The sequence below is a fragment of the Xanthomonas sp. NCPPB 2922 genome (assembly GCF_041520885.1).
GTDB classification, from domain to species: domain Bacteria; phylum Pseudomonadota; class Gammaproteobacteria; order Xanthomonadales; family Xanthomonadaceae; genus Xanthomonas; species Xanthomonas campestris.
Window position 1 is genome coordinate 89,750 of sequence record NZ_JBGOFY010000004.1, and the last position, 18,520, is coordinate 108,269.

Sequence of the window (18,520 nt, forward strand, 5' to 3'; positions counted from 1 at the left end):
GCGCTCAGCGCGGCGCGTGCACCCAGCGCACGGCAGTTTCGATGCGCTCCCACGGAAACAACGGCCCGGGGTCGCGCTTGCGCTGGATCTTGCGCGAGGGGTCGTCGCTGGCCGCTTCCTGGGTGGTGTCCAATGCCTCGTGGCCGGCAATCCGCCGTACCGACGGCAGCTGTTGCTGCAACCATTGCAGCAAGGTCACCAGCGCGTTGATCTGCGCGTCGGGATAGGGCTCGTGCATCTGCTGATGGCGCGAATCCAGCCAATGCGGATAACGCCCGCTGTTGACCAGTTCGATGCCCAGCGTGTGCGGATTGTGGCCGCGCACGTGGTGGGCGACGCGCTCCAGCGCCACGTATTGCTGAATGCTGCCATTGCGGTCGATGTAGTAGTGGCCGCTGTTGCCGGTGCCGCTGTCGTAAAGCACGCGTTCGCCGTATTCGCGCGCCATCGCCATGTCGGGCAGCTCGGTGCAATGGATGACCACCATGTCGATGTTGCGCAGCGTGCGCCGGGCCAGCCGCGATTCGTAGGACAACGGCGCGTAGGTGATCGGGGGCGACGGCAGGACGGCATCGGACATGGTGCGGATGCTAGCATTCGACGATGGCTTTGAATCCCGACAGCCCGCTGGGCAAATTGATGGCGACGCTGCCGCAGACCGGGCAGGTGACCTGGATCGGCGTGCGTCCTGCGCGTGATGTGGCAATGCTGGAAGTGGATGCGGCGCAGGCCACCACCGGTATTGGCTTGGTGGGCGATCGCTACAAGGGCGGCAGCGGCAAGCGCGGCATCACCCTGATCCAGGCCGAGCACCTGCCGGTGATTGCCGCATTGGCCGGCCAGGCGGCACTGGCGCCGGCAACCTTGCGCCGCAACCTGGTGGTGGCTGGAATTCCGTTGATTGCACTGAAAGGACGGCGGTTCCGCATCGGTGAGGTGGAGCTGGAAGGCACCGACCCTTGCGACCCGTGTTCACGCATGGAAGAGGCGCTGGGGCCGCGCGGCTATAACGCGATGCGCGGCCACGGCGGGCTGTGCGCGCGCATCCTGCGCGGCGGCGTGCTGCGCATCGGCGATACGGTGCAGGCGCTATGAGTCGCGGCCATTGCATCCTGGCGCATGGGTTCGAAAGCGGGCCCGATGCGCTCAAGGTCACCGCGCTGGCAGAAGTAGCCGAGCGCCTGGGATGGACGCATGAGCGGCCAGACTTCACCGACCTGGACGCGCGCCGCGACCTGGGCCAGCTGGGCGACGTGCGCGGCCGGCTGCAGCGTTTGCTGGAGATTGCGCGCGCCGCCGCCGAGAAAGGCCCGGTGGTGCTGGCGGGCTCCAGCCTGGGCTCCTACATCGCCGCACAGGTCTCGCTGCAGGTGCCGACACGCGCGCTGTTCCTGATGGTGCCGCCGACCAAGATGGGGCCGTTGCCGGCGCTGGATGCCGCAGCGGTGCCGATCTCCATCGTGCATGCCTGGCACGATGAACTGATTCCGGCCGCCGACGTCATTGCCTGGGCGCAGGCCCGTTCGGCGCGGCTGCTATTGGTCGATGACGGGCATCGTCTGGGTGCGCACGTGGAGGCCGCTTCGCGCGCCTTCGCCGAACTGCTGCAGAGCCTGTGATGCACGACGACCACGACATGCCTTCGGCGCAGACCGATGCGCCGATGAGTGTGCTGATCCGTGAGGCGAGCGACGGCGACGCCGCTGCCATCGAGGTGCTGACGATGGTGGCCTTCATGCGCGCCGAGCACAGCCGGCATGACGAGCAGCATGTAATCGCCGCGCTGCGTAACGACGATGCGCTGGCGCTGTCGTTGGTCGCCGATCACGACGGCTATGTGGTCGGCCATCTGGCGGTGTCGCCGGTGGCTTTGTCCGACGGTTCTTCCGGCTGGTTCGCACTCGGACCGCTGGCAGTGGGCCCAGGCCATCAACGTCAGGGGCTCGGCACGCGCCTGGTGCAGGCGGCCCTGGCCACCTTGCGCGAGCGCGGTGCGGCCGGCTGCGTGGCCTACGGCGAACCCGGCTTTTTCCGGCGGTTGGGATTTGCGGTGGAGCCGGGATTGAGCGTGCCCGACGCGCCTGCATCGGAATTGCAGGCGCTGGCCTTCGGCGACCGGCTGCTGCCGCTGGCCGATGTGGCCTATCACCCGGCTTTCGGGCTGGGCTGAGCTTTTCGCTGTGCTGTGGTCGCTGCGCACGGGTAATGGCGCAGCCGCGCTGCGCTCGCATCGTGCGCATTCGCTCGCCGGCATCTTGCCTCGCCCTTTGGGCCGCATCGCAGCGCCGCACGCGCCACCATGGCGGTAGACAGCGATTGGCGATTGCCAAAGGTGAACGATGCAACATGATGAGCAACCACCGCCGCAGACGGCACCGCACGGCCGGGTGATTTCGCATCTGGGCGAGACGGACACCGATGACGCGACCTTGCTCGCGTCGATCAAGACGCGGCTGCGTCAACACAACGATCGCTCTGCTGCAGAAATGGAGCATTTGCTGCAACTGGTCGATGCGCTGTGGGCGATGGAGCTGGGCCGGTTCCTGCTGCGCAACCGTGGCCTCAATGCGTATTGGACGCATCAGCTGGTGACGTATCAGGCAGGAACCCTGGTGCAGCAGACGACGCCTGCGCTGGAGTACGAACTCTTCGAAAAGGCGCCCGCCGTGCTCGCAACGCGCGAGCGCTTTGGCATCTTCCGTACGCAGTTGCAGGCATTGCTGCGGCCCGGCATGACGCTGGCCTCGCTGCCGTGCGGCTGGATGGGCGACGTGCTGAGCCTGGACTACGGGCAGTGCCCGGATGTGCGGCTGATCGGTATCGATCTCGACCCGCAGGCGTTGGACGGTGCATTGCGGCTTGCGCAGCATTATGGCCTGGAAGGCCAGTTGACGCTGCAACGTGAGGATGCGTGGGCGCCGGGCGAGCCGAACAGCGTGGATGTGTTGACCAGCAACGGCCTCAATCTCTATGAGCCGGACGATGCGCGTGTGATTGCGTTGTACCGCGCGTTTTTCGACAGGCTACGGCCGGGCGGCACGCTGGTGGCGAGCTTTCTCACGCCGCCGCCGAGCCTATGTGCCGAATCGCCCTGGAAACTGGACCTGATCGACGGCGCTGCGTTGGTGCTGCAGAGCCAGGTATTCAACGATGTGGTGCAGGCGCGCTGGGCGTCGTTCCGTACGCATGCGCAGACCCGCACACAGCTGGAGAGCGCAGGGTTTGCCGATGTGCGTTTCATCGATGATCGCGCAAGCATCTTTTCGACGGTGATTGCGCGGAAACCGATGGGCGACTGAGATGTAACTCCCGAGTGCAGGCCCTGGTTGCAGGTGCTTGAGCGTGTGCAACGTGGGTTTCGGTGTGTGCCTGGTCAACAGGCGGCGCGCGCTGATCTGCAAGATGGATCGCCTTGGGCATCCAACGCTGGGCGTTGGATGCGATGCGCACTAGCCGCTCTCACATGACGCACAAGTTGAACGGAATCAGCGGCGTAAACGTGCCAGAGGGTTCCGTCACGCCCACGCACCGGCCTACACTTGCACCATTGCTCACCGTTTGAGGGTTGGTCCAATGCGCCATTGATGCCGCCGTCGTGATGACGGCCGAACCCGCTGCCGTTCCGGTTGGATCGGCGCGCGTGCTGGCATGCAATGGAGTGACCAATGACCTGTCCTTCGCTGACGCTGGAAAGCGTTACGTATCTCCTGCCCGATGGCAGCCCGCTGTTTTCTGATCTCACCACGCGCATCGATCAGCGCCGCACCGGCCTGGTCGGTCGCAATGGCGTGGGCAAGAGTGTGCTTGGCCGCATCCTGGCCGGTGCGCTGGCGCCCAGTGCCGGGCGCTGCGTCCGTACCGGCAGCGTGCAGTACCTGCCGCAGCGGGTGAGCGCCGCGCCCGGGCAGAGCATCGCCGCGCTGGCCGGCGTGGCGCCGCTCCTGGATGCGTTGGACCGCATTGCGAACGGCAGCGTGGAAGCGGCTGATTTCGAACGGGTGGGCGAGCGCTGGACTGCGCATCACACATTCGCCGCTGCCCTGGAACAGCACGGCCTGGGCGGGCGCGATGCGCGTGCGCCGGCGGACACGCTCAGCGGTGGCGAGGCGATGCGGGTGGCACTGGCGGGCGCATGGCTGGCGCAGCCAGACTTTTTGATCCTGGACGAGCCGAGCAACCATCTGGATGACGTGCAGCGGGCGCGGTTGCAGGCCTGGACCGGCGGGCTGCTGGTGATCAGCCATGACCGCGCGTTGCTGGAGGCAATGCAGCGCATCCTGGAGCTGTCGCCGCAGGGTCTGCGCAGCTATGGCGGCAACTACAGCGCCTATGCCGCGCAGCGGGCGCTGGAACGGCAGGTCGCCTGCGACCTGCTGGCCAGCCGCAAGCTGGAGCGGCAGCGGGGCGAGCAGGCCCTGCGCAGCCAGCAGCAACGGCAGCAGCAGCGCCAGGCACGTGGCAGCCGTGCCGCCAGCCAGGCCAATCAGGCGCCGATCCTGCTTGGCCGGCAGAAGCAGTGCAGCGAGGCCAGCGCCGGGCGCCTGCACCAGCAGCACACCGCCGCGCGCGCACGCCTGGCTACTGCCGTCACCGATGCGGCATTGCAGGTGGAGCACGCGCAGGCGGTCGCGCTGCTGCCGCCGTCTTCGCCGGCCACCGCGGCGCACCGGCTCGCCACGTTGCAGCAGGTGGCGCTGGCGGATGGGCGGCTAGGTGGGCGGCGGCTGGACCTGCTGCTGCACGGCCAGCCGCGCATCGGGGTGGTCGGGCCCAATGGCAGCGGCAAGTCGTCGCTGCTGCGGCTGCTGGCCGGGCAACTGCTGCCGTCAGCGGGGCAGTGCGCGATCCACGTGCCAGTGGCCTATCTGGACCAGGGCCTGGCGCAGCTGGACCCGGTGCGTTCGGCCGCGCAGCACCTGCACGCTGCCGACCCCGATGGCCAGGCCCATTCGCAACGCTTGCGCCTTGCGCTGCTGGGCCTGGACCAGGCCCGTGCCGACCTGCCCACCGGCCAGCTCAGCGGCCAGCTCAGCGGCGGCCAGCGGCTGAAGGTGGCGCTGGCCTGTGCGCTGTACCGGGCCCGGCCGGCGCAGTTGCTGCTGCTGGACGAGCCAACCAACCATCTGGACCTGGCCTCGGTGGAGGCGGTGGAAGCGCTGCTGCAGGACTATCGCGGCGCCCTGATGGTGGTCTCGCACGACGCCGCCTTCCTGCAACGGCTGGGTCTGCAGCAGCGCCTGGACACGGCCCAGTCGCAGTGGCGGCTGGCGCCGTGGTGAACCGCGCACGGGCAGGGCAGGCCGTCGGGCTGGTAATGCCGGCCCCGATGGCCGACCATTTGCCCCCGCCCGCGGCGGCCACGGCAGCGCTTCACCGCCACCGGCCCGCTGTCCTGCTTCCACGGTCGCCGCCAGCTGCGCGGTCATCGTCTCCATCGATACCTGCCTACGTGAAATTCTTCGCATCCTGTGCCAAGGGCCTGGAATACCTGCTCGCCGACGAGTTGCTCGCGCTCGGTGCCAGCAAGGCCACCGCCACCATCTCCGGCGTCAACGTCGAGGGCGCCTTGCGCGATGCCCAGCGCGCCGTGCTGTGGTCGCGGCTGGCCAGCCGGGTGCTGTGGCCGCTGACCGAGTTCGATTGCCCGGACGAAGACGCCCTGTATGCCGGCGTTGCCGAGCTGCCCTGGCATGAGCATCTGTCCACCGGGCACACGCTGTCGGTGGATGCGCACGTGTCCGGCACCGCCATCACGCATGCACGCTATGCGGCGCAGCGCATCAAGGACGCGGTGGTGGACACCATCCGCCGGCAGGGGCTGGAGCGCCCGTCGGTGGACGTGGAAAGCCCGGATCTGCGCCTGAACCTGTCGCTGCGCAAGGGCCGCGCCACTATTTCGGTGGATCTGGGCGGCGGGCCGCTGCACCGGCGTGGCTGGCGCATGGCGCAGAACGAAGCGCCGTTGAAGGAAAACCTGGCCGCTGCCGTGCTGCTGCGCGCCGGCTGGCCGCGTGCCTATGCCGATGGCGGTGGCTTGCTGGACCCGATGTGCGGCAGCGGCACCTTGTTGATCGAAGGCGCGCTGATGGCGGCCGATGTCGCGCCCGGCCTGCAGCGCTACGGCAGCGACATTCCCAGCCGCTGGCGCGGATTCGACCGCGACAGCTGGCAGCAGCTGGTGACCGAGGCACGCGAGCGCGACAGAGTTGGCCGTGCTGCGCTCAAGCAGGTGATCCATGGCAGCGACATGGACCCGCATGCGATCCGCGCCGCCAAGGAAAATGCGCAGGTGGCCGGCGTGGCCGAAGCCATCTGGTTCGGCGTGCGCGAGGTCGGCGACCTGCAGACTCCGCCGCAGGCCACCGGCGTGGTGGTGTGCAACCCGCCGTATGACGAGCGCCTGGCCGCCGATGCCGCCTTGTATCGCAAACTTGGCGACACCCTGCAGCGCGTGGTGCCGCAGTGGCGTGCGAGCCTGCTGTGCGGCAATGCCGAGCTGGCGTATGCCACCGGCCTGCGTGCGGGCAAGAAATACCAGTTGTTCAATGGTGCGATCGAGTGCGCGTTGATCGTCTGCGACCCGATCGCGGTACCGCGCCGGACTCCGTTGGCGGCACCGACGGCGCTCAGCGAAGGCGCACAGATGGTGGCCAACCGCCTGCGCAAGAACCTGCAGAAATTCAAGAAGTGGCGCGCTCGCGAAGGCATCGAGTGCTTCCGCGTCTACGATGCCGACCTACCGGAATATTCCGCTGCCATCGACGTGTATCAGCAAGCCGATGGCGACCGCCGCATCTTCCTGCATGTGCAGGAATACGCCGCGCCGGCGACCATTCCCGAGGCGGATGTGCGCCGTCGCCTGGGCGAATTGTTGGCCGCTGCGCGCGAGGTGTTCGAGGTGCCGGCCGAACGTGTCGCGTTGAAGTCGCGCGAACGTGGCAAGGGCGGCAGCAAGTACGGCCGCTTCGAGCAGCGTAACGAAATCGTCAACGTGCGCGAGCACGGCGCGCTGTTGCGGGTGAACCTGTTCGATTATCTGGACACCGGCCTGTTTCTGGATCACCGCCCGTTGCGCGGCACCATGGCGCAACAGTCCAAGGGGCGACGCTTCCTCAACCTGTTCTGCTACACCGGCGTGGCCAGCGTGCAGGCGGCGGTGGCTGGCGCGAGCGCCACGACCAGCGTGGATCTGTCCGGTACTTATCTGCAGTGGTGCGCCGACAACCTGGCCTTGAACGGCCAGGCTGGCAGCAAGCACAAGCTGGTGCAGGCCGACGCGCTGGCCTGGCTGGAAGCCGAGCGTGCGCACTTCGACGTGATTTTCTGCGACCCACCGACGTTCTCCAACTCCGCGCGCGCCGAGGATTTCGATATCCAGCGTGAGCATGTGCGCTTGCTGCGCGCGGCGGTGGCGCGCCTGGCGCCGGGTGGCGTGCTGTATTTCTCCAACAACTTCCGCCGGTTCAAGCTGGATGAAGAAGCGGTGGCCGAGTTTGCGCAATGCGAGGAAATCAGCCCGCGCACCATCGACCCGGACTTCGAGCGGCATGCACGCATCCACCGCGCCTGGCGTTTGACCGCGTGATGACACGCCGCGCCAGCGGCGGATGACGGCGCAGCGCAGGGCTTGGACGACGTGCGGCAGATCCATCTGCACCTTGGCGGCGCGGCGGCCTGCCGCACCCAGCGGATGCCGCGCAGCAACGCATCCGCTGCGGCGCGCGCGCCGTGACAGCGGCCCACGCACAAGCCCACCACGGCGCTGCGGTATGCTGATTCGCATGCCCTGGAGTCAACGATGACCGCAATGCCCCGCATCGCTTTTCTTGCCAGCCCCGCCGAGCCGGCGGTGGCCGCACGCGCGCGCCTGGTGCAGCGCTACGGCGACCACGCCTTGCACGATGCCGACATTGTCTGCGCGCTGGGCGGCGACGGATTCATGCTGCAGACCCTGCACCGGCACGGTGCCGCCGATAAGCCGGTGTTCGGCATGAAGCTGGGCTCGGTCGGGTTTTTGATGAACCAGTACCGCGACGACGAGGACGACCTGCTGGCGCGCCTGCAACGCGCCGAGCCGGCCCACCTGCGTCCGCTGGAAATGCTGGTGCAGACCGAATCCGGCACCAGTGCCGGTTCGCTGGCCTATAACGAGGTCTCCTTGCTGCGGCAGACGCGCCAGGCCGCGCATCTGAGCGTGGATCTCAATGGCCAGACCCGCATTGCCGAGCTGATCGGCGACGGGGTGATGGTGGCAACCCCGGCCGGCAGCACCGCCTACAATTACTCCGCGCACGGCCCGATCCTGCCGCTGGGCTCGCACACGCTGGCCCTGACCCCGATCGCGCCATACCGGCCGCGGCGCTGGCGCGGCGCCATCCTCAAGGCCGATACCGAAGTGCGCTTTCGCGTGCTGGATCCGTACAAGCGCCCGGTCAGCGTGACCGCCGATTCGCATGAAATCCGCGACGTGGTCGAAGTGACCATCCGCGAATCCACCGAACGCCGCGTGACCTTGCTGTTCGACCCCGAACACAACCTGGAAGAACGCATCTTCAGCGAGCAGTTTGCGGTGTGAGGGGCGGGGATTGGATAGTGAAGATTCGGGATTGGCAACAGCAACAGCGCGGCATTCCGCGGTGCATAAGGTGGACACGGTAGGATGCAGCGCTGACGCTGCAGCAGAACCGCGCTGCCGCTTTGACCAATCCTGAATCCCAAATCCCCAATCCCGGCATTTAAATGGCTGACAACTCCCCCAGACTGCTGACCGTCGCGGTGACCTCCCGCGCACTGTTCGATCTCGAAGAAGGCCACGCGCTGTTCGAGGCCGACGGGGTGGAGGCGTACTCCGCGTTCCAGCGCGAGCACGAGGACGACATCCTGGAGCCGGGCGTGGCGTTTCCGGTGGTGCGCAAGTTGCTGGCGCTCAACCACGACACGCCGGAAGAAACGCCGCGCGTTGAAGTGATCCTGCTGTCGCGCAATTCCGCCGACACCGGTTTGCGCATCTTCAATTCCATCCAGCATTACAACCTGGGCATCGTGCGCGCGACCTTTACCTCTGGTCAGCCGACCTGGCCTTATGTCAAACCGTTCGGCACAGATCTGTTCCTGTCGGCCAATCCCGAGTCGGTGCGGCGCGCGCTCACCCATGGCATCGCAGCGGCCACCATCATGCCGCGCGCACCGGGCGAACGGGCCGAGGCGGCTGCGGCCATCGTCGACAACGACGACACCCGCTTGTCCACGCAGCTGCGGATCGCCTTCGACGGCGATGCGGTGATCTTCGGCGACGAGAGCGAGCGCATCTCGCGCGAACAGGGCGTGGAAGCGTTTGGCCGCCACGAGCGCGAGCGCGCACGCGAGCCGTTGTCGGTGGGGCCGTTCCGTAATTTTCTCTCCGCCCTGCATGCGCTGCAGGCGGCGTTCCCGCCGGGCGAAGCTTCGCCGATCCGCACCGCGCTGGTTACCGCGCGCTCGGCACCGGCGCACGAGCGGGTGATCCGCACCCTGCGCGAGTGGGGGGTGCGGCTGGACGAAGCGCTGTTCCTGGGCGGGCGCCACAAGGGCCCCTTCCTGGAAGCGTTTGGCGCGGACATCTTCTTCGATGATTCGCAACACAACATCGACAGCGCACGTCAGCACCAGCATGTGGCCGCCGGCCACGTGCCGCACGGCGTGGCCAACGACCCACCGATCGGATGAGCGGGCCGCAGCGCACGCCGGTCCGCGCCGCGCTGCGGATGAGCTGGCGCGCGGTGGAGCTGTCCTTCGCCGAGGACACCATCCAGACGCGCATGGCGCGCTGGGCGCCGCACCGGCTGGTGGTGCCCTATACGCGCGGCATGTTGGCGGCGTTGTGGCTACAGCCGCGCCCGCAGTGCATCGGCATCATCGGTCTGGGCGGCGGCGCGCAGGCCAAGTTCTGTCACCGGTATCTGCCCTGGGCACGTGTCGAAGCAGTGGAGGCCGATCCGCAGGTGCTGGCATTGCGCGATGTGTTCCGCCTGCCGCGCGATGACGCACGCCTGGAGGTCAGCCTGGACGATGGCGCGGCCTGGATCACCCAACGCCCCCAGCGTTATGACCTGTTATTGCTGGACGCCTACGACGCCGACGGCATTCCGCCGGCGCTGTGCACTACCGCGTTCTACGCGGCGTGCCAGGCGGCGCTGCGGCCCGGCGGTGTGCTGGTGTTGAACCTGTTCCAGGTGGCGACCGCCGAGCACCTGGGCACGCTGCGCGCGCTGTTCGATGGCCACATGCTGGTGCTGCCCGAGCCGGATCTGCGTAACCAGATCGTGTTTTGCTGGGACGGTAAACGCACGCCCGGCAGCGTCGCCGATGCACTGCGGCCGCTGCCGTGGTCAGCGGCGCGGCAGCTGCGTCCGTCCATGCAGCGCCTGCAGGCGGCGTGGACGGAGCGGGCCTGGCGATTCAGCTAAACGCTGCGTGCTGACCAATGTGCATGCTGGCGCGACTCAGCCGCCGGCAGGGGCGCTGCCTGCAGCATCGCGCAGCGGCAGTTGGATGTCGGTGAGCCGCCAACGCAGGCCCTGGCGACTCAGCACGAACACCACCGGCGCACCGCTGGCGGTGTGCGTGGTGGCGGTGAATCGGCGGGTCGATTCGAAGCGTTGCTCGGCGCCGTCCAGTGGTCGCGCAGGCGAGGGCGCTGCGTAGGTGTCCGGGCTGACGGTGTCGCCGGTCACGCGGTTCCAGACCTGATGGCCTTGCAGCAACGCGCTGATGCCTAACGGTGTCACCAGCGTATCCACGCCGGCGCCGCCGAGACGGCTGGCAAGCTGCAATGCAAAACCGCCCAGCAGGCTCGATTGCAGGCCGCTGCCGGCCTCGCGCACCACGTAGTCGTCCAGTTGCGCTTTCAGGTTGACCCGCAGCGTCGGGAAGTCCACGTGCCGCGCCAGCTGCGCTGTGTCGCGATTGGCCACCGCCTGGCTGATGCCGCGGATTGCCAGATACGGCCCGCCGACCACATAGCCTGCCAGTGCCAGCACGATCAACAGCGGGAGCAACCACCACCATTTTTTCATTGCCGCCACTCCTGGATTGATAGGCGCGTTACTGCGGGTGCACGTGTTGGAAGGCGTGGCGGATGTGCGCATTGCGGCAGGCCGTGCGCGGGCATGCATGGCGTGCCTGCGCTCAGAATTCCAGCTCCAGCGCGGCACACAGGTAGTCAACGAACGGCGCCAACACCACCAGATCAGCCGCAATGGTCTGGCGTAGCCGATCGCCGGTCATGGTGGCGTCGTCGAGCGGACGCAGGTAGGCCCAGTTGCGGTGCTTGAGATCGTCGATGAACTCGAAGTCGGCAGGGAAACCGCGCGGTGCACGCACCAGTTTTTCGCTGTCGTCGAGTGCGAATTTACGGGTCAGCTTGGGCGCGTGCGCGGCGGCTTTCCAGCTGCCCGGGTTATCGAAGATGAACTGCCGCAGCTTGCGTTGCGTCTCCGGCTCCGGATGCCATAACCCTGCGCCAACGAAACTCTCGCCGGGTTGCAGATGGATGTAGAACGACGGTGCCGGCAGCTCGCGCCGCCGCGAATGGAACAGCCGCGCGCCTTGCCAGTTTTTATAGGGCGATTTGTCGTTGGAAAAGCGTGCGTCGCGATAGATGCGGAACAGCGAGCCGCCCTGCGTTTTGGGATCGGCGCGATAGTGCTCGCTGACCTGCGCAAGGTCCGGTTGCAGGTCGGTGATGAGCTGCAGGAACGGCTGGCGCACATGCGCCTCGTACTGATGCCGATGGTCGTTGAACCAGGTCTTGTCGTTGTGGCGGGCCAGGGCGCGCAGGAACTTGAAGCTGGCGTCGGAAAAATAGGTGGTCATAGCGTGCGTTGGAGGTCCGAACCCCAGGCGGCGAGCTGGTCGAGCAGGGATTGCTTGGTAGCATCGTCGGAGTGAGCAAGCCGTAAATCGGCGATCTGCGCGTAGAACTGTTCCAGCGTGACCTCGCCCAGGCCGCGGTCTTCCAGCAAACGTTGACGGCGATAATCGTTCCAGCGTTGGTGCTCGTGCGGCGAAAGTGTCTGCGGCCAGTTGCGCGCCCGGTAGCGGAACAGCAGTTCGATCAGGCGTGGGTCGCGGAAGCGCGCTTCCATTGCGCCCAGTTCGCCCGGCGCGCTGCTGCGCACCTGCGTCAGCAGGCGCTTGTCGCCCTCGGCCAGGAAGCCGTCATACAGCGAGGCGTCGGCGTCGTTGACCGCTGCTGCCCCGGCGCGCTCGGCGCCGTAGACCTGGCGTACTTTTTCTGCCAGCTCCGGGCCCAGTTCGCGCAACCGCGCGGCCTTGGCTTCCACCGCGGCGCGGTCCACGCCCAGGCGCTGGAAGTCATCGCTACGCAGATGCTGCCAGGCCACCAGGGCGGGGGCCTTGTTCAGATGCACTTCCTTGAGCGGGATGCGCTGCTCGCCTTCGGGCAGATCGGCGGCGCGAATGTACAGGCGGTCGGCGATCTCGTCCGGGCTCAGGCGCAACAACGCATCCGGGTCGCCGTCCAGATCGAACACGATCACGCGGCTGTCGATGCGCGGATGACGGGTCAGCGGCAACACCGCCGCCGCGCACAGGCGCGTGGCCGGGTAGCGCTGCGAGATGTGCAGCACCGGCTGCATCGCAATCACGTCCAGCAAGCTGGCGGCAAAGCGCTTGTCGCGCAGACGCAGCGCGTAGTCCCACAGTTTGGGTTGGCTCTGCTGGAACTTGCGCGCCATGCCGATGGTGGCGTACACGTCCGACAGGGCTTCATGTGCATCGCCTTCGCGCACGGCATTGGCATCGGCCAGATGCTCCAGCTTGAACGAGGTGGCGCCATCCTCGCGCTGCGGCCACACGATGCCGTCCGGGCGCAGTGCATGCACCAGCCGCAGCACGTCGAGCAGATCCCAACGCGAGTTGCCGCCACGCCACTCACGCTCGTAGGGATCATAGAAATTGCGGAACAGGCCGCAGCGCACGAACTCATCATCGAAGCGGATCGAGTTGTAGCCCAGCGTGCAGGTCTGCGGGCGGCCCATCTGCTCGGCGATGCGCGCGAATGCCGCGGCCTCGTTCACGCCCTCGCGCAGCGCGTGCTGCGGAGTGATGCCGGTGACCATGGTGGCGTAGGGCGAGGGCAACAGATCGTCGGCCGGCTGCACGAAGAAACTGATCGGCTCTTCGATCACGCGCAGTTGCGCATCGGTGCGCACCGCGGCGAACTGCGCGATGCGGGTGCGTCGCGGATCCTGGCCGAAGGTTTCCAGGTCGTAGAAGAGAAAGCTGTCAGGCATGCCGTATCACAATCCAAAGCTGCGGCGCGCTGCAAGGCGCCGCCGGTGCTGCTTAGTATCCCTCATCCTCCCGTCGCCTCGCTGAGGCGCGGCTGTGCGGGGGGCGCTGTCAGGTGCAGTGGAATACGCCGCATGCTTCACGCGCGGCAGAGAGGCGCTGTGCGCCCGCTGATGCCAGTGGGTGCGGGCAAACGGCTGACGTCATGGCCCAGCGCTGCTGCCCGTGCGCCGCACGCGAGATAGCGACCACGGCGCGCATACATGTCATGCGACGGTCGCGGCCGCGGCGTCGCTCGGATCGTGGCCGCTTGCGCGTCACGGCGCTGTCGCTACGTCATCGGCAGCGCCGCATCCCTGCGCTCAGTGCGCGCCTTCCAGCGGCTCCAGGCGGGCATGCACCACCGTTTCGAGTGCCGCCCAGTCGATCCGCGACAGATCGGTGTGGCCGTGGGTGGCTTCGACCAGGATCTCGCGCTGGATCTCGCTGCGTGCCAGGGCGATCGCGTAGCGCGTGCGCAGGAAGGTGACCATGGTGTAGTGCGGGACGAAGCGGGTGGGCCAGCGTGCCTGCAGTTCCTGTTCGAGCGCGCGCTGCAGCAGGAATTGCGCATCGCCCACGCGATCGCGCATCTCCAGATAGTTTTCCAGTGCCATCTGCTGGATCGCGGCTGCATCGTCGCGGCGCGCGGCTTCGAAGGCCGCGAACGCCTCGCCCAGGTCGCTGTGTGCATCCAGCTGTTCGGCCAGCGCCACGCAATCTTCGAACGCGCAGTTCATGCCCTGGCCGTGGAACGGCACCATCGCATGCGCGGCATCGCCCAGCAGCACGGCGCGGCCATCCAGATGCCAGCGCTCGCGGGTCAGGGTGCCCAACAGGCCGGGCGGGTGCTCTTCCCAGTGTTCCTTGAGCTGCGGGATCAGCGGCAATGCATCGGGAAAGTCGCGGGCAAACAAGGCCAGCGCTTCGTCACCGCTGCGGGTGGTGGCAAAGCTCGGCGTGCCTTCGTTGGGCAGGAACAAGGTCACCGTGAAGGTGCCGCCGTCGTTGGGCAGGGCGATGCACATGTAACGCCCGCGTGGCCAGATGTGCAGCGCATTGCGTTCGATGCGGAAACCGCCATCCGCCCGCGGCGGAATCTCCAGTTCCTTGTAGGAATGATCGAGAAAGGCGATGTGTTCGCCCACCGGCGCCTTGCGCTGCATGGCCGCGCGCAAGGCCGAGCCGGCGCCGTCGCTGCCGACCAGTGCCTGGAAGTGGATCTCGTGCGGCTGGTCGTCGCGGTCGTCGATGAAACGCGCATAGCCGGCGTCGAAATCCACCGTGTGCAGGCGCCGATAGAAATGCACGCGCGCGCCGGCCTGTTCGGCCAGATCGAGCAGGGTGACGTTCAAGGCGGCGCGGTGGATTGACCAGATCACCTCGCTGTCGTCGCGCCCATAGCGCTGCAGCTGCGGCTCGCCGCTGACCGGGTGGATCATTCGCCCGCGCATCATCACCGCCTTGGCCATCACCGCGTCTTCGGCGCCGGCCTGGCGCAAGGCATGCCGGCCACGTTCGGCCAAGGCGAGGTTGATCGAACGCCCGGACTCGTAGCCCTTGATGCGCGGGTCGCCACGGCGTTCGTACAAGGTGATCTGCCAGCCGCGCCGCGACAGCAGGATGGCCAGCAGGCAACCGGCCAAACCGGCGCCGATCAGGGTCAGGGAACGAGGGGAGGCAGCAGCGCTCAATGCGGTATCCGGCAGCGGCCGGACAGGGGCGCCGGCAAGGAGGAAGGGCTCAGGCAGCGGCCCAGGTTTCCACGTGCTCCACCAACTGGTGCAGATCGCAGAAGCGGTTGTACAGCGGCACCGGCGCGATGCGGATCACATCCGGCTCGCGCCAGTCGCCCAGCACGCCCACCGATTGCAGGTGCTCGAACAGGGCGCGGCCCTGCGTTCGGCCACCGGCCACGCGCAGCGACAGCTGGCAGCCACGCTGTGCGGGATCGGCCGGGGTGACGATCTGCAGCACCTGCGGCACGCGCGCTTGGATCAGCTGTTCCAGATGCCCGGTGAGCTGCTCGGATTTGGCACGCAGCGCCGGCATGCCGGCCTGGTCGAACAGCGCCAGCGACGCGCGTAGCGGCGCCAGTGCCAGCACCGGCGGATTGCTCAGCTGCCAGCCTTCGGCACCGGGCGAAGGCACGAACTGCGGCTCCATGCGGAAGCGTGTGGGTTGTTCGTGGCCCCACCAGCCGGCCATGCGCGGCAGGTTGCTATGCGCATGCCGCGCATGCACGAAGCAGCCGCCCACCGCACCCGGGCCGGCGTTGAGATATTTGTAGTGGCACCACACGGCGAAATCGACGCCATCGTCGTGCAGGCTGAGCGGGATGTTGCCCACCGCGTGCGCCAGGTCGAAACCCACCGCTGCGCCCTGGGCGCGCGCCAGCCGCGCAATCTCGCCCAGCGCGAACGCCTGGCCGGTGCGGTACTGGATCCCCGGCCACAGCACCAGCGCCAGCCGCGGGCCATGCTGCGCAATTGCTTCAGCGATCGCGTCCATCGACAGCGTGCCGTCGGGTGCGTCGGGCTCCACTTCGATCAGGTAGGTGTCCGGGTCCAGCCCGTGCAGGCGCAGCTGCGACTCAACGGCGTGGCGGTCTGACGGAAACGCGCCGGCTTCGATCAGGATCGCGGCACGCTCGGCGCTGGGCCGGTAGAAGCTGGCCATCATCAGGTGCAGGTTGACGGTGAGCGTGTTCATCGCCACCACCTCGTCCGGCTGTGCGCCGACCACCCGTGCCAGCCCGTCGCGCACCAGCTGGTGATAGGTGAGCCATTGGGTGGGGCCGGTGAAGTGGCCTTCCACCGCGAGCGCGCCCCACTGGTCGAGCACTTCGGACACCATCGCACGCGCCTGGCGCGGTTGCAGGCCCAGTGAATTGCCGACGAAATAGGTCTGATCCTGGCCGCCATGTTGCGGAAACACGAACGCATCGCGGAGCGCGCGCAGCGGGTCGGCAGCGTCCAGTGCGGCAGCATGGGAGCGGGACAGTGGATCGGTCATCATCGGCTCGCGGCGCAGGTCAATGCCGCAGTTTACCTGCCGGCGCCCTGTGCGCCGTCATGCACGGCCTGGGCTTCGGCAGTGGCGCGGCGGGCGGGGCGCAACAGGTGGGTCAGGGTGCCGATGCTGTCGGTGATACGGTCGATGGTGTCGGCCAGCGCCGCCGCTGCGGGCAGCCCATCGGGCAGCGCCGTCAGCGCATCGGACACCCCGCGCTCGGCGGTGCGCAGCGTGGCCGGCGCCGGCACGCGCCCTTCGCGCAGACAGGCGCTCAACTCGGCCAGGGCCTGATCGGCCTGCTCTGCGAACGCAGGCAATCCATCCAGTGCCGGCAGCGGGTGGCCATCGCGCAGCACCGCTTCCAGTGACAGCGTGGCGCGGATCAAGCGGTTGCCATTGGCCAGCAGTGATTCGGCGCGCTTGAGCTCGTCCAGGTTGCGCCGGCTGCGGGGCTCTCCGCGCAGCCGTTCGATCGAGGCCTGGGTATTGGTGCGCGCCACACGCGCGGCGGCGCGGCTGTCGCTCAAGGCATCCAGCTGGCCGAGCAGCAGGTTGCGCAGGTGCGCGCGGTAGGCATCGAGCAATTGCGCCAGCGAGGCGCGGATCTGCCGGCGTTCGCGCGTGGGCCACAGTGCGTAGGCAATCAGCGCCAGTGCGCTGCCGGCCACGGTGGCCTGCAGACGCGCGCCGACTGCCTCGCCCGGCGACACCCCTTCGAACGACAGCAGCAGCACCAGCATGCCGGTCAAAAACGCCACGCCGATGCCGTAGTTGACCTGTGTCAACAGGCGAAATCCCAGGCAAAACAATGCCAGCAGGCTGAGGCGGATGCCGGCACCGTCCATCGCCAGATGCGCAAGCAGCGTGGCCAGCAACAAGCCGACGAAGGTGCCGGCGACCCGCAAGGCGCCAAAGCTGAAGGTGCCGCCGAAATCCGGCTTGAGCACGATCGCGGTGGTCATCGGGATCCAGAAGCCGTGCGGAATCTGCTGCCAGCGCTGGAAGGCGATCGCCAGGGCCAGGCACACGCCGCAGCGCAACGCATGACGAAACGCCACCGAAGACAGGTCCAGGTTCGCCCGCAGCGTGGCCCAGGTGGCGGCCGGGCGCAGCGCCGCAGGCAGCCGTGCTTCGGCCAGCTGCGCCTGGATCTCGCCGCGGCTGCTGGCCCAGTGCGCATTGCGGACCAGGGCGCGCAGCTGGCCGCCGAGGCCTTGCGCGCGCGCCACCGCCACGCGCGCCAGGCGGCGCTCGCGGGTATCGGCGTTGTCGTGCTGGAACTGCGCCAGCGCCGCCACCAGATCGTCGAAGCCGGTCATCGAGGCCGTGGCGGCGGCGGGGTCTTCCCCCACGGTCATCGCGTGGGCAAGTTGTTCCAGCACGATGGCGCTGCGCTCAAGCACGCGTTCGATCGCCGGCCGCGCCTGTAACTGACCCAGGCGGGTATCGGCATCGGCCAGCGACAGCAGCTCCAGGCGCACGCGGTCGCACAGCTCGGCAATGATGCGGAAGCTCTGCACCGCGATTGCGCGCGAACGGTGCTCGCCATGCAGCATGACCATGGCGTCGAGCACTTCCTGCGTGGCCGGCGGCGGCGCGGTGGCTTCCGGGCGTTGCCGCGCAATGCTGGCCAGCTGCCGCATCAGCTCTGCCAATGCGAAGCGCTCGGGCCGGTAACGCTGCAGGGGCCATGCAGCCAGCGCCAGCAGGACCTGCAGCACGCCGCCGGCAAAGATCAGCAGCGCAACGCCTGGCGCCTGCGCCACTGGCAGGCGCATGTCGGCGCTGACCACCAACAGGATCATGCTGGTCAGGCCCACCCGCGCCGCCACCGGGCCCAGTGCGACCAGCAGGCCGCCGCCCAGGCCGAGCACCAGCCCGGCGAGCACCAGGGCGGGGGTGTTATGGCCGACCCAGATGCCCAGCAGCGCGGCGCCACCGGCCGCCAGCGCCGCCATCAGCATGCGCTGCAGGCGCGCCCGATACGGGCCGGGCTGATCGGAGAACATGGTGTTCAACGCACCGCTGCACACCGCCAGGCCGGCCGCAACATGCCCCGTCGCCACGCCGATCAGCAGCGGCAACACCACCGCGGCGGTGTTGCGCAGTGCAACGCGCAATGGCACGTCGCGCGGCTTGAGGTCGATCAGTGCGCGCAGCATGGCGTGGAGGT

The 18,520-nt window shown here is 67.9% G+C and carries 16 protein-coding genes; 9 read left to right on the forward strand and 7 right to left on the reverse strand.

From position 1 onward, the window contains the following. Window positions 1–4 precede the first annotated feature (4 nt). Window positions 5–580: an N-acetylmuramoyl-L-alanine amidase gene (locus ACD584_RS07060; protein WP_042598805.1), complete on the reverse strand. Its 576-nt coding sequence runs from the start codon at window positions 578–580 to the stop codon at window positions 5–7. Between the two features lie 23 nt (window positions 581–603). Here ACD584_RS07060 and ACD584_RS07065 point away from each other — a divergent pair, with 23 nt between their 5' ends. The 9 genes from ACD584_RS07065 (at window position 604) to ACD584_RS07105 (ending at window position 10,445) form a co-directional block, all read left to right on the forward strand. Continuing rightward, window positions 604–1,095, forward strand: a complete 492-nt coding sequence (locus ACD584_RS07065) for an MOSC domain-containing protein (RefSeq protein ID WP_076035987.1) — start codon at window positions 604–606, stop codon at window positions 1,093–1,095. Further along, window positions 1,092–1,619 (forward strand): alpha/beta hydrolase, encoded by a 528-nt coding sequence (locus ACD584_RS07070; protein ID WP_042598807.1) that lies wholly within the window; start codon window positions 1,092–1,094, stop codon window positions 1,617–1,619. The genes ACD584_RS07065 and ACD584_RS07070 overlap by 4 nt, the downstream gene beginning before the upstream one ends. Before the next feature lie 44 nt (window positions 1,620–1,663). Continuing rightward, the gene (locus ACD584_RS07075) at window positions 1,664–2,170 is read left to right on the forward strand and encodes a GNAT family N-acetyltransferase (RefSeq protein ID WP_029217208.1); all 507 of its coding nucleotides are present in this window, start codon (window positions 1,664–1,666) and stop codon (window positions 2,168–2,170) included. A gap of 169 nt (window positions 2,171–2,339) precedes the next feature. Continuing rightward, the gene (locus ACD584_RS07080; RefSeq protein ID WP_076035986.1) at window positions 2,340–3,299 is read left to right on the forward strand and encodes a cyclopropane-fatty-acyl-phospholipid synthase family protein; all 960 of its coding nucleotides are present in this window, start codon (window positions 2,340–2,342) and stop codon (window positions 3,297–3,299) included. A 366-nt stretch (window positions 3,300–3,665) separates the two neighbouring features. Then, window positions 3,666–5,279 (forward strand): ATP-binding cassette domain-containing protein, encoded by a 1,614-nt coding sequence (locus ACD584_RS07085; protein WP_076035985.1) that lies wholly within the window; start codon window positions 3,666–3,668, stop codon window positions 5,277–5,279. A 170-nt stretch (window positions 5,280–5,449) separates the two neighbouring features. Then, window positions 5,450–7,585, forward strand: a complete 2,136-nt coding sequence (gene rlmKL / locus ACD584_RS07090; protein WP_076035984.1) for a bifunctional 23S rRNA (guanine(2069)-N(7))-methyltransferase RlmK/23S rRNA (guanine(2445)-N(2))-methyltransferase RlmL — start codon at window positions 5,450–5,452, stop codon at window positions 7,583–7,585. A gap of 213 nt (window positions 7,586–7,798) precedes the next feature. After that, window positions 7,799–8,575, forward strand: a complete 777-nt coding sequence (locus ACD584_RS07095; RefSeq protein ID WP_011036730.1) for an NAD kinase — start codon at window positions 7,799–7,801, stop codon at window positions 8,573–8,575. A gap of 164 nt (window positions 8,576–8,739) precedes the next feature. After that, entirely contained in the window at window positions 8,740–9,705 is a 966-nt protein-coding gene (locus tag ACD584_RS07100) for a 5'-nucleotidase (protein WP_012438679.1), read from the forward strand. Further along, entirely contained in the window at window positions 9,702–10,445 is a 744-nt protein-coding gene (locus ACD584_RS07105; protein WP_076035983.1) for a fused MFS/spermidine synthase, read from the forward strand. Before ACD584_RS07100 ends, ACD584_RS07105 begins: the two co-directional genes overlap by 4 nt. A 36-nt stretch (window positions 10,446–10,481) precedes the next feature. Here ACD584_RS07105 and ACD584_RS07110 read toward each other — a convergent pair whose 3' ends face one another. The 6 genes from ACD584_RS07110 to ACD584_RS07135 all read right to left on the reverse strand — a co-directional run bounded on the left by ACD584_RS07110 (window position 10,482) and on the right by ACD584_RS07135 (window position 18,509). Continuing rightward, on the reverse strand, window positions 10,482–11,054 hold the full coding sequence (locus ACD584_RS07110; RefSeq protein ID WP_014507386.1) for a DUF2939 domain-containing protein: 573 nt from the start codon (window positions 11,052–11,054) through the stop codon (window positions 10,482–10,484). A gap of 112 nt (window positions 11,055–11,166) precedes the next feature. Further along, window positions 11,167–11,853 carry a DUF2461 domain-containing protein gene (locus ACD584_RS07115; RefSeq protein ID WP_076035982.1) on the reverse strand — a complete coding sequence of 229 codons (687 nt, stop codon included), beginning with the start codon at window positions 11,851–11,853 and terminating at the stop codon, window positions 11,167–11,169. Further along, complete coding sequence (sbcB, locus tag ACD584_RS07120; RefSeq protein ID WP_076035981.1) at window positions 11,850–13,295, reverse strand: exodeoxyribonuclease I; 1,446 nt, start codon at window positions 13,293–13,295, stop codon at window positions 11,850–11,852. The genes ACD584_RS07115 and sbcB overlap by 4 nt, the downstream gene beginning before the upstream one ends. A gap of 360 nt (window positions 13,296–13,655) precedes the next feature. Continuing rightward, window positions 13,656–15,026 carry an NAD(P)/FAD-dependent oxidoreductase gene (locus ACD584_RS07125; RefSeq protein WP_076035980.1) on the reverse strand — a complete coding sequence of 457 codons (1,371 nt, stop codon included), beginning with the start codon at window positions 15,024–15,026 and terminating at the stop codon, window positions 13,656–13,658. Between the two features lie 49 nt (window positions 15,027–15,075). Continuing rightward, entirely contained in the window at window positions 15,076–16,347 is a 1,272-nt protein-coding gene (kynU, locus tag ACD584_RS07130) for a kynureninase (protein ID WP_076037730.1), read from the reverse strand. A gap of 32 nt (window positions 16,348–16,379) precedes the next feature. Next, the gene (locus ACD584_RS07135; protein WP_076035979.1) at window positions 16,380–18,509 is read right to left on the reverse strand and encodes an FUSC family protein; all 2,130 of its coding nucleotides are present in this window, start codon (window positions 18,507–18,509) and stop codon (window positions 16,380–16,382) included. Between the last annotated feature and the right edge of the window lie 11 nt (window positions 18,510–18,520).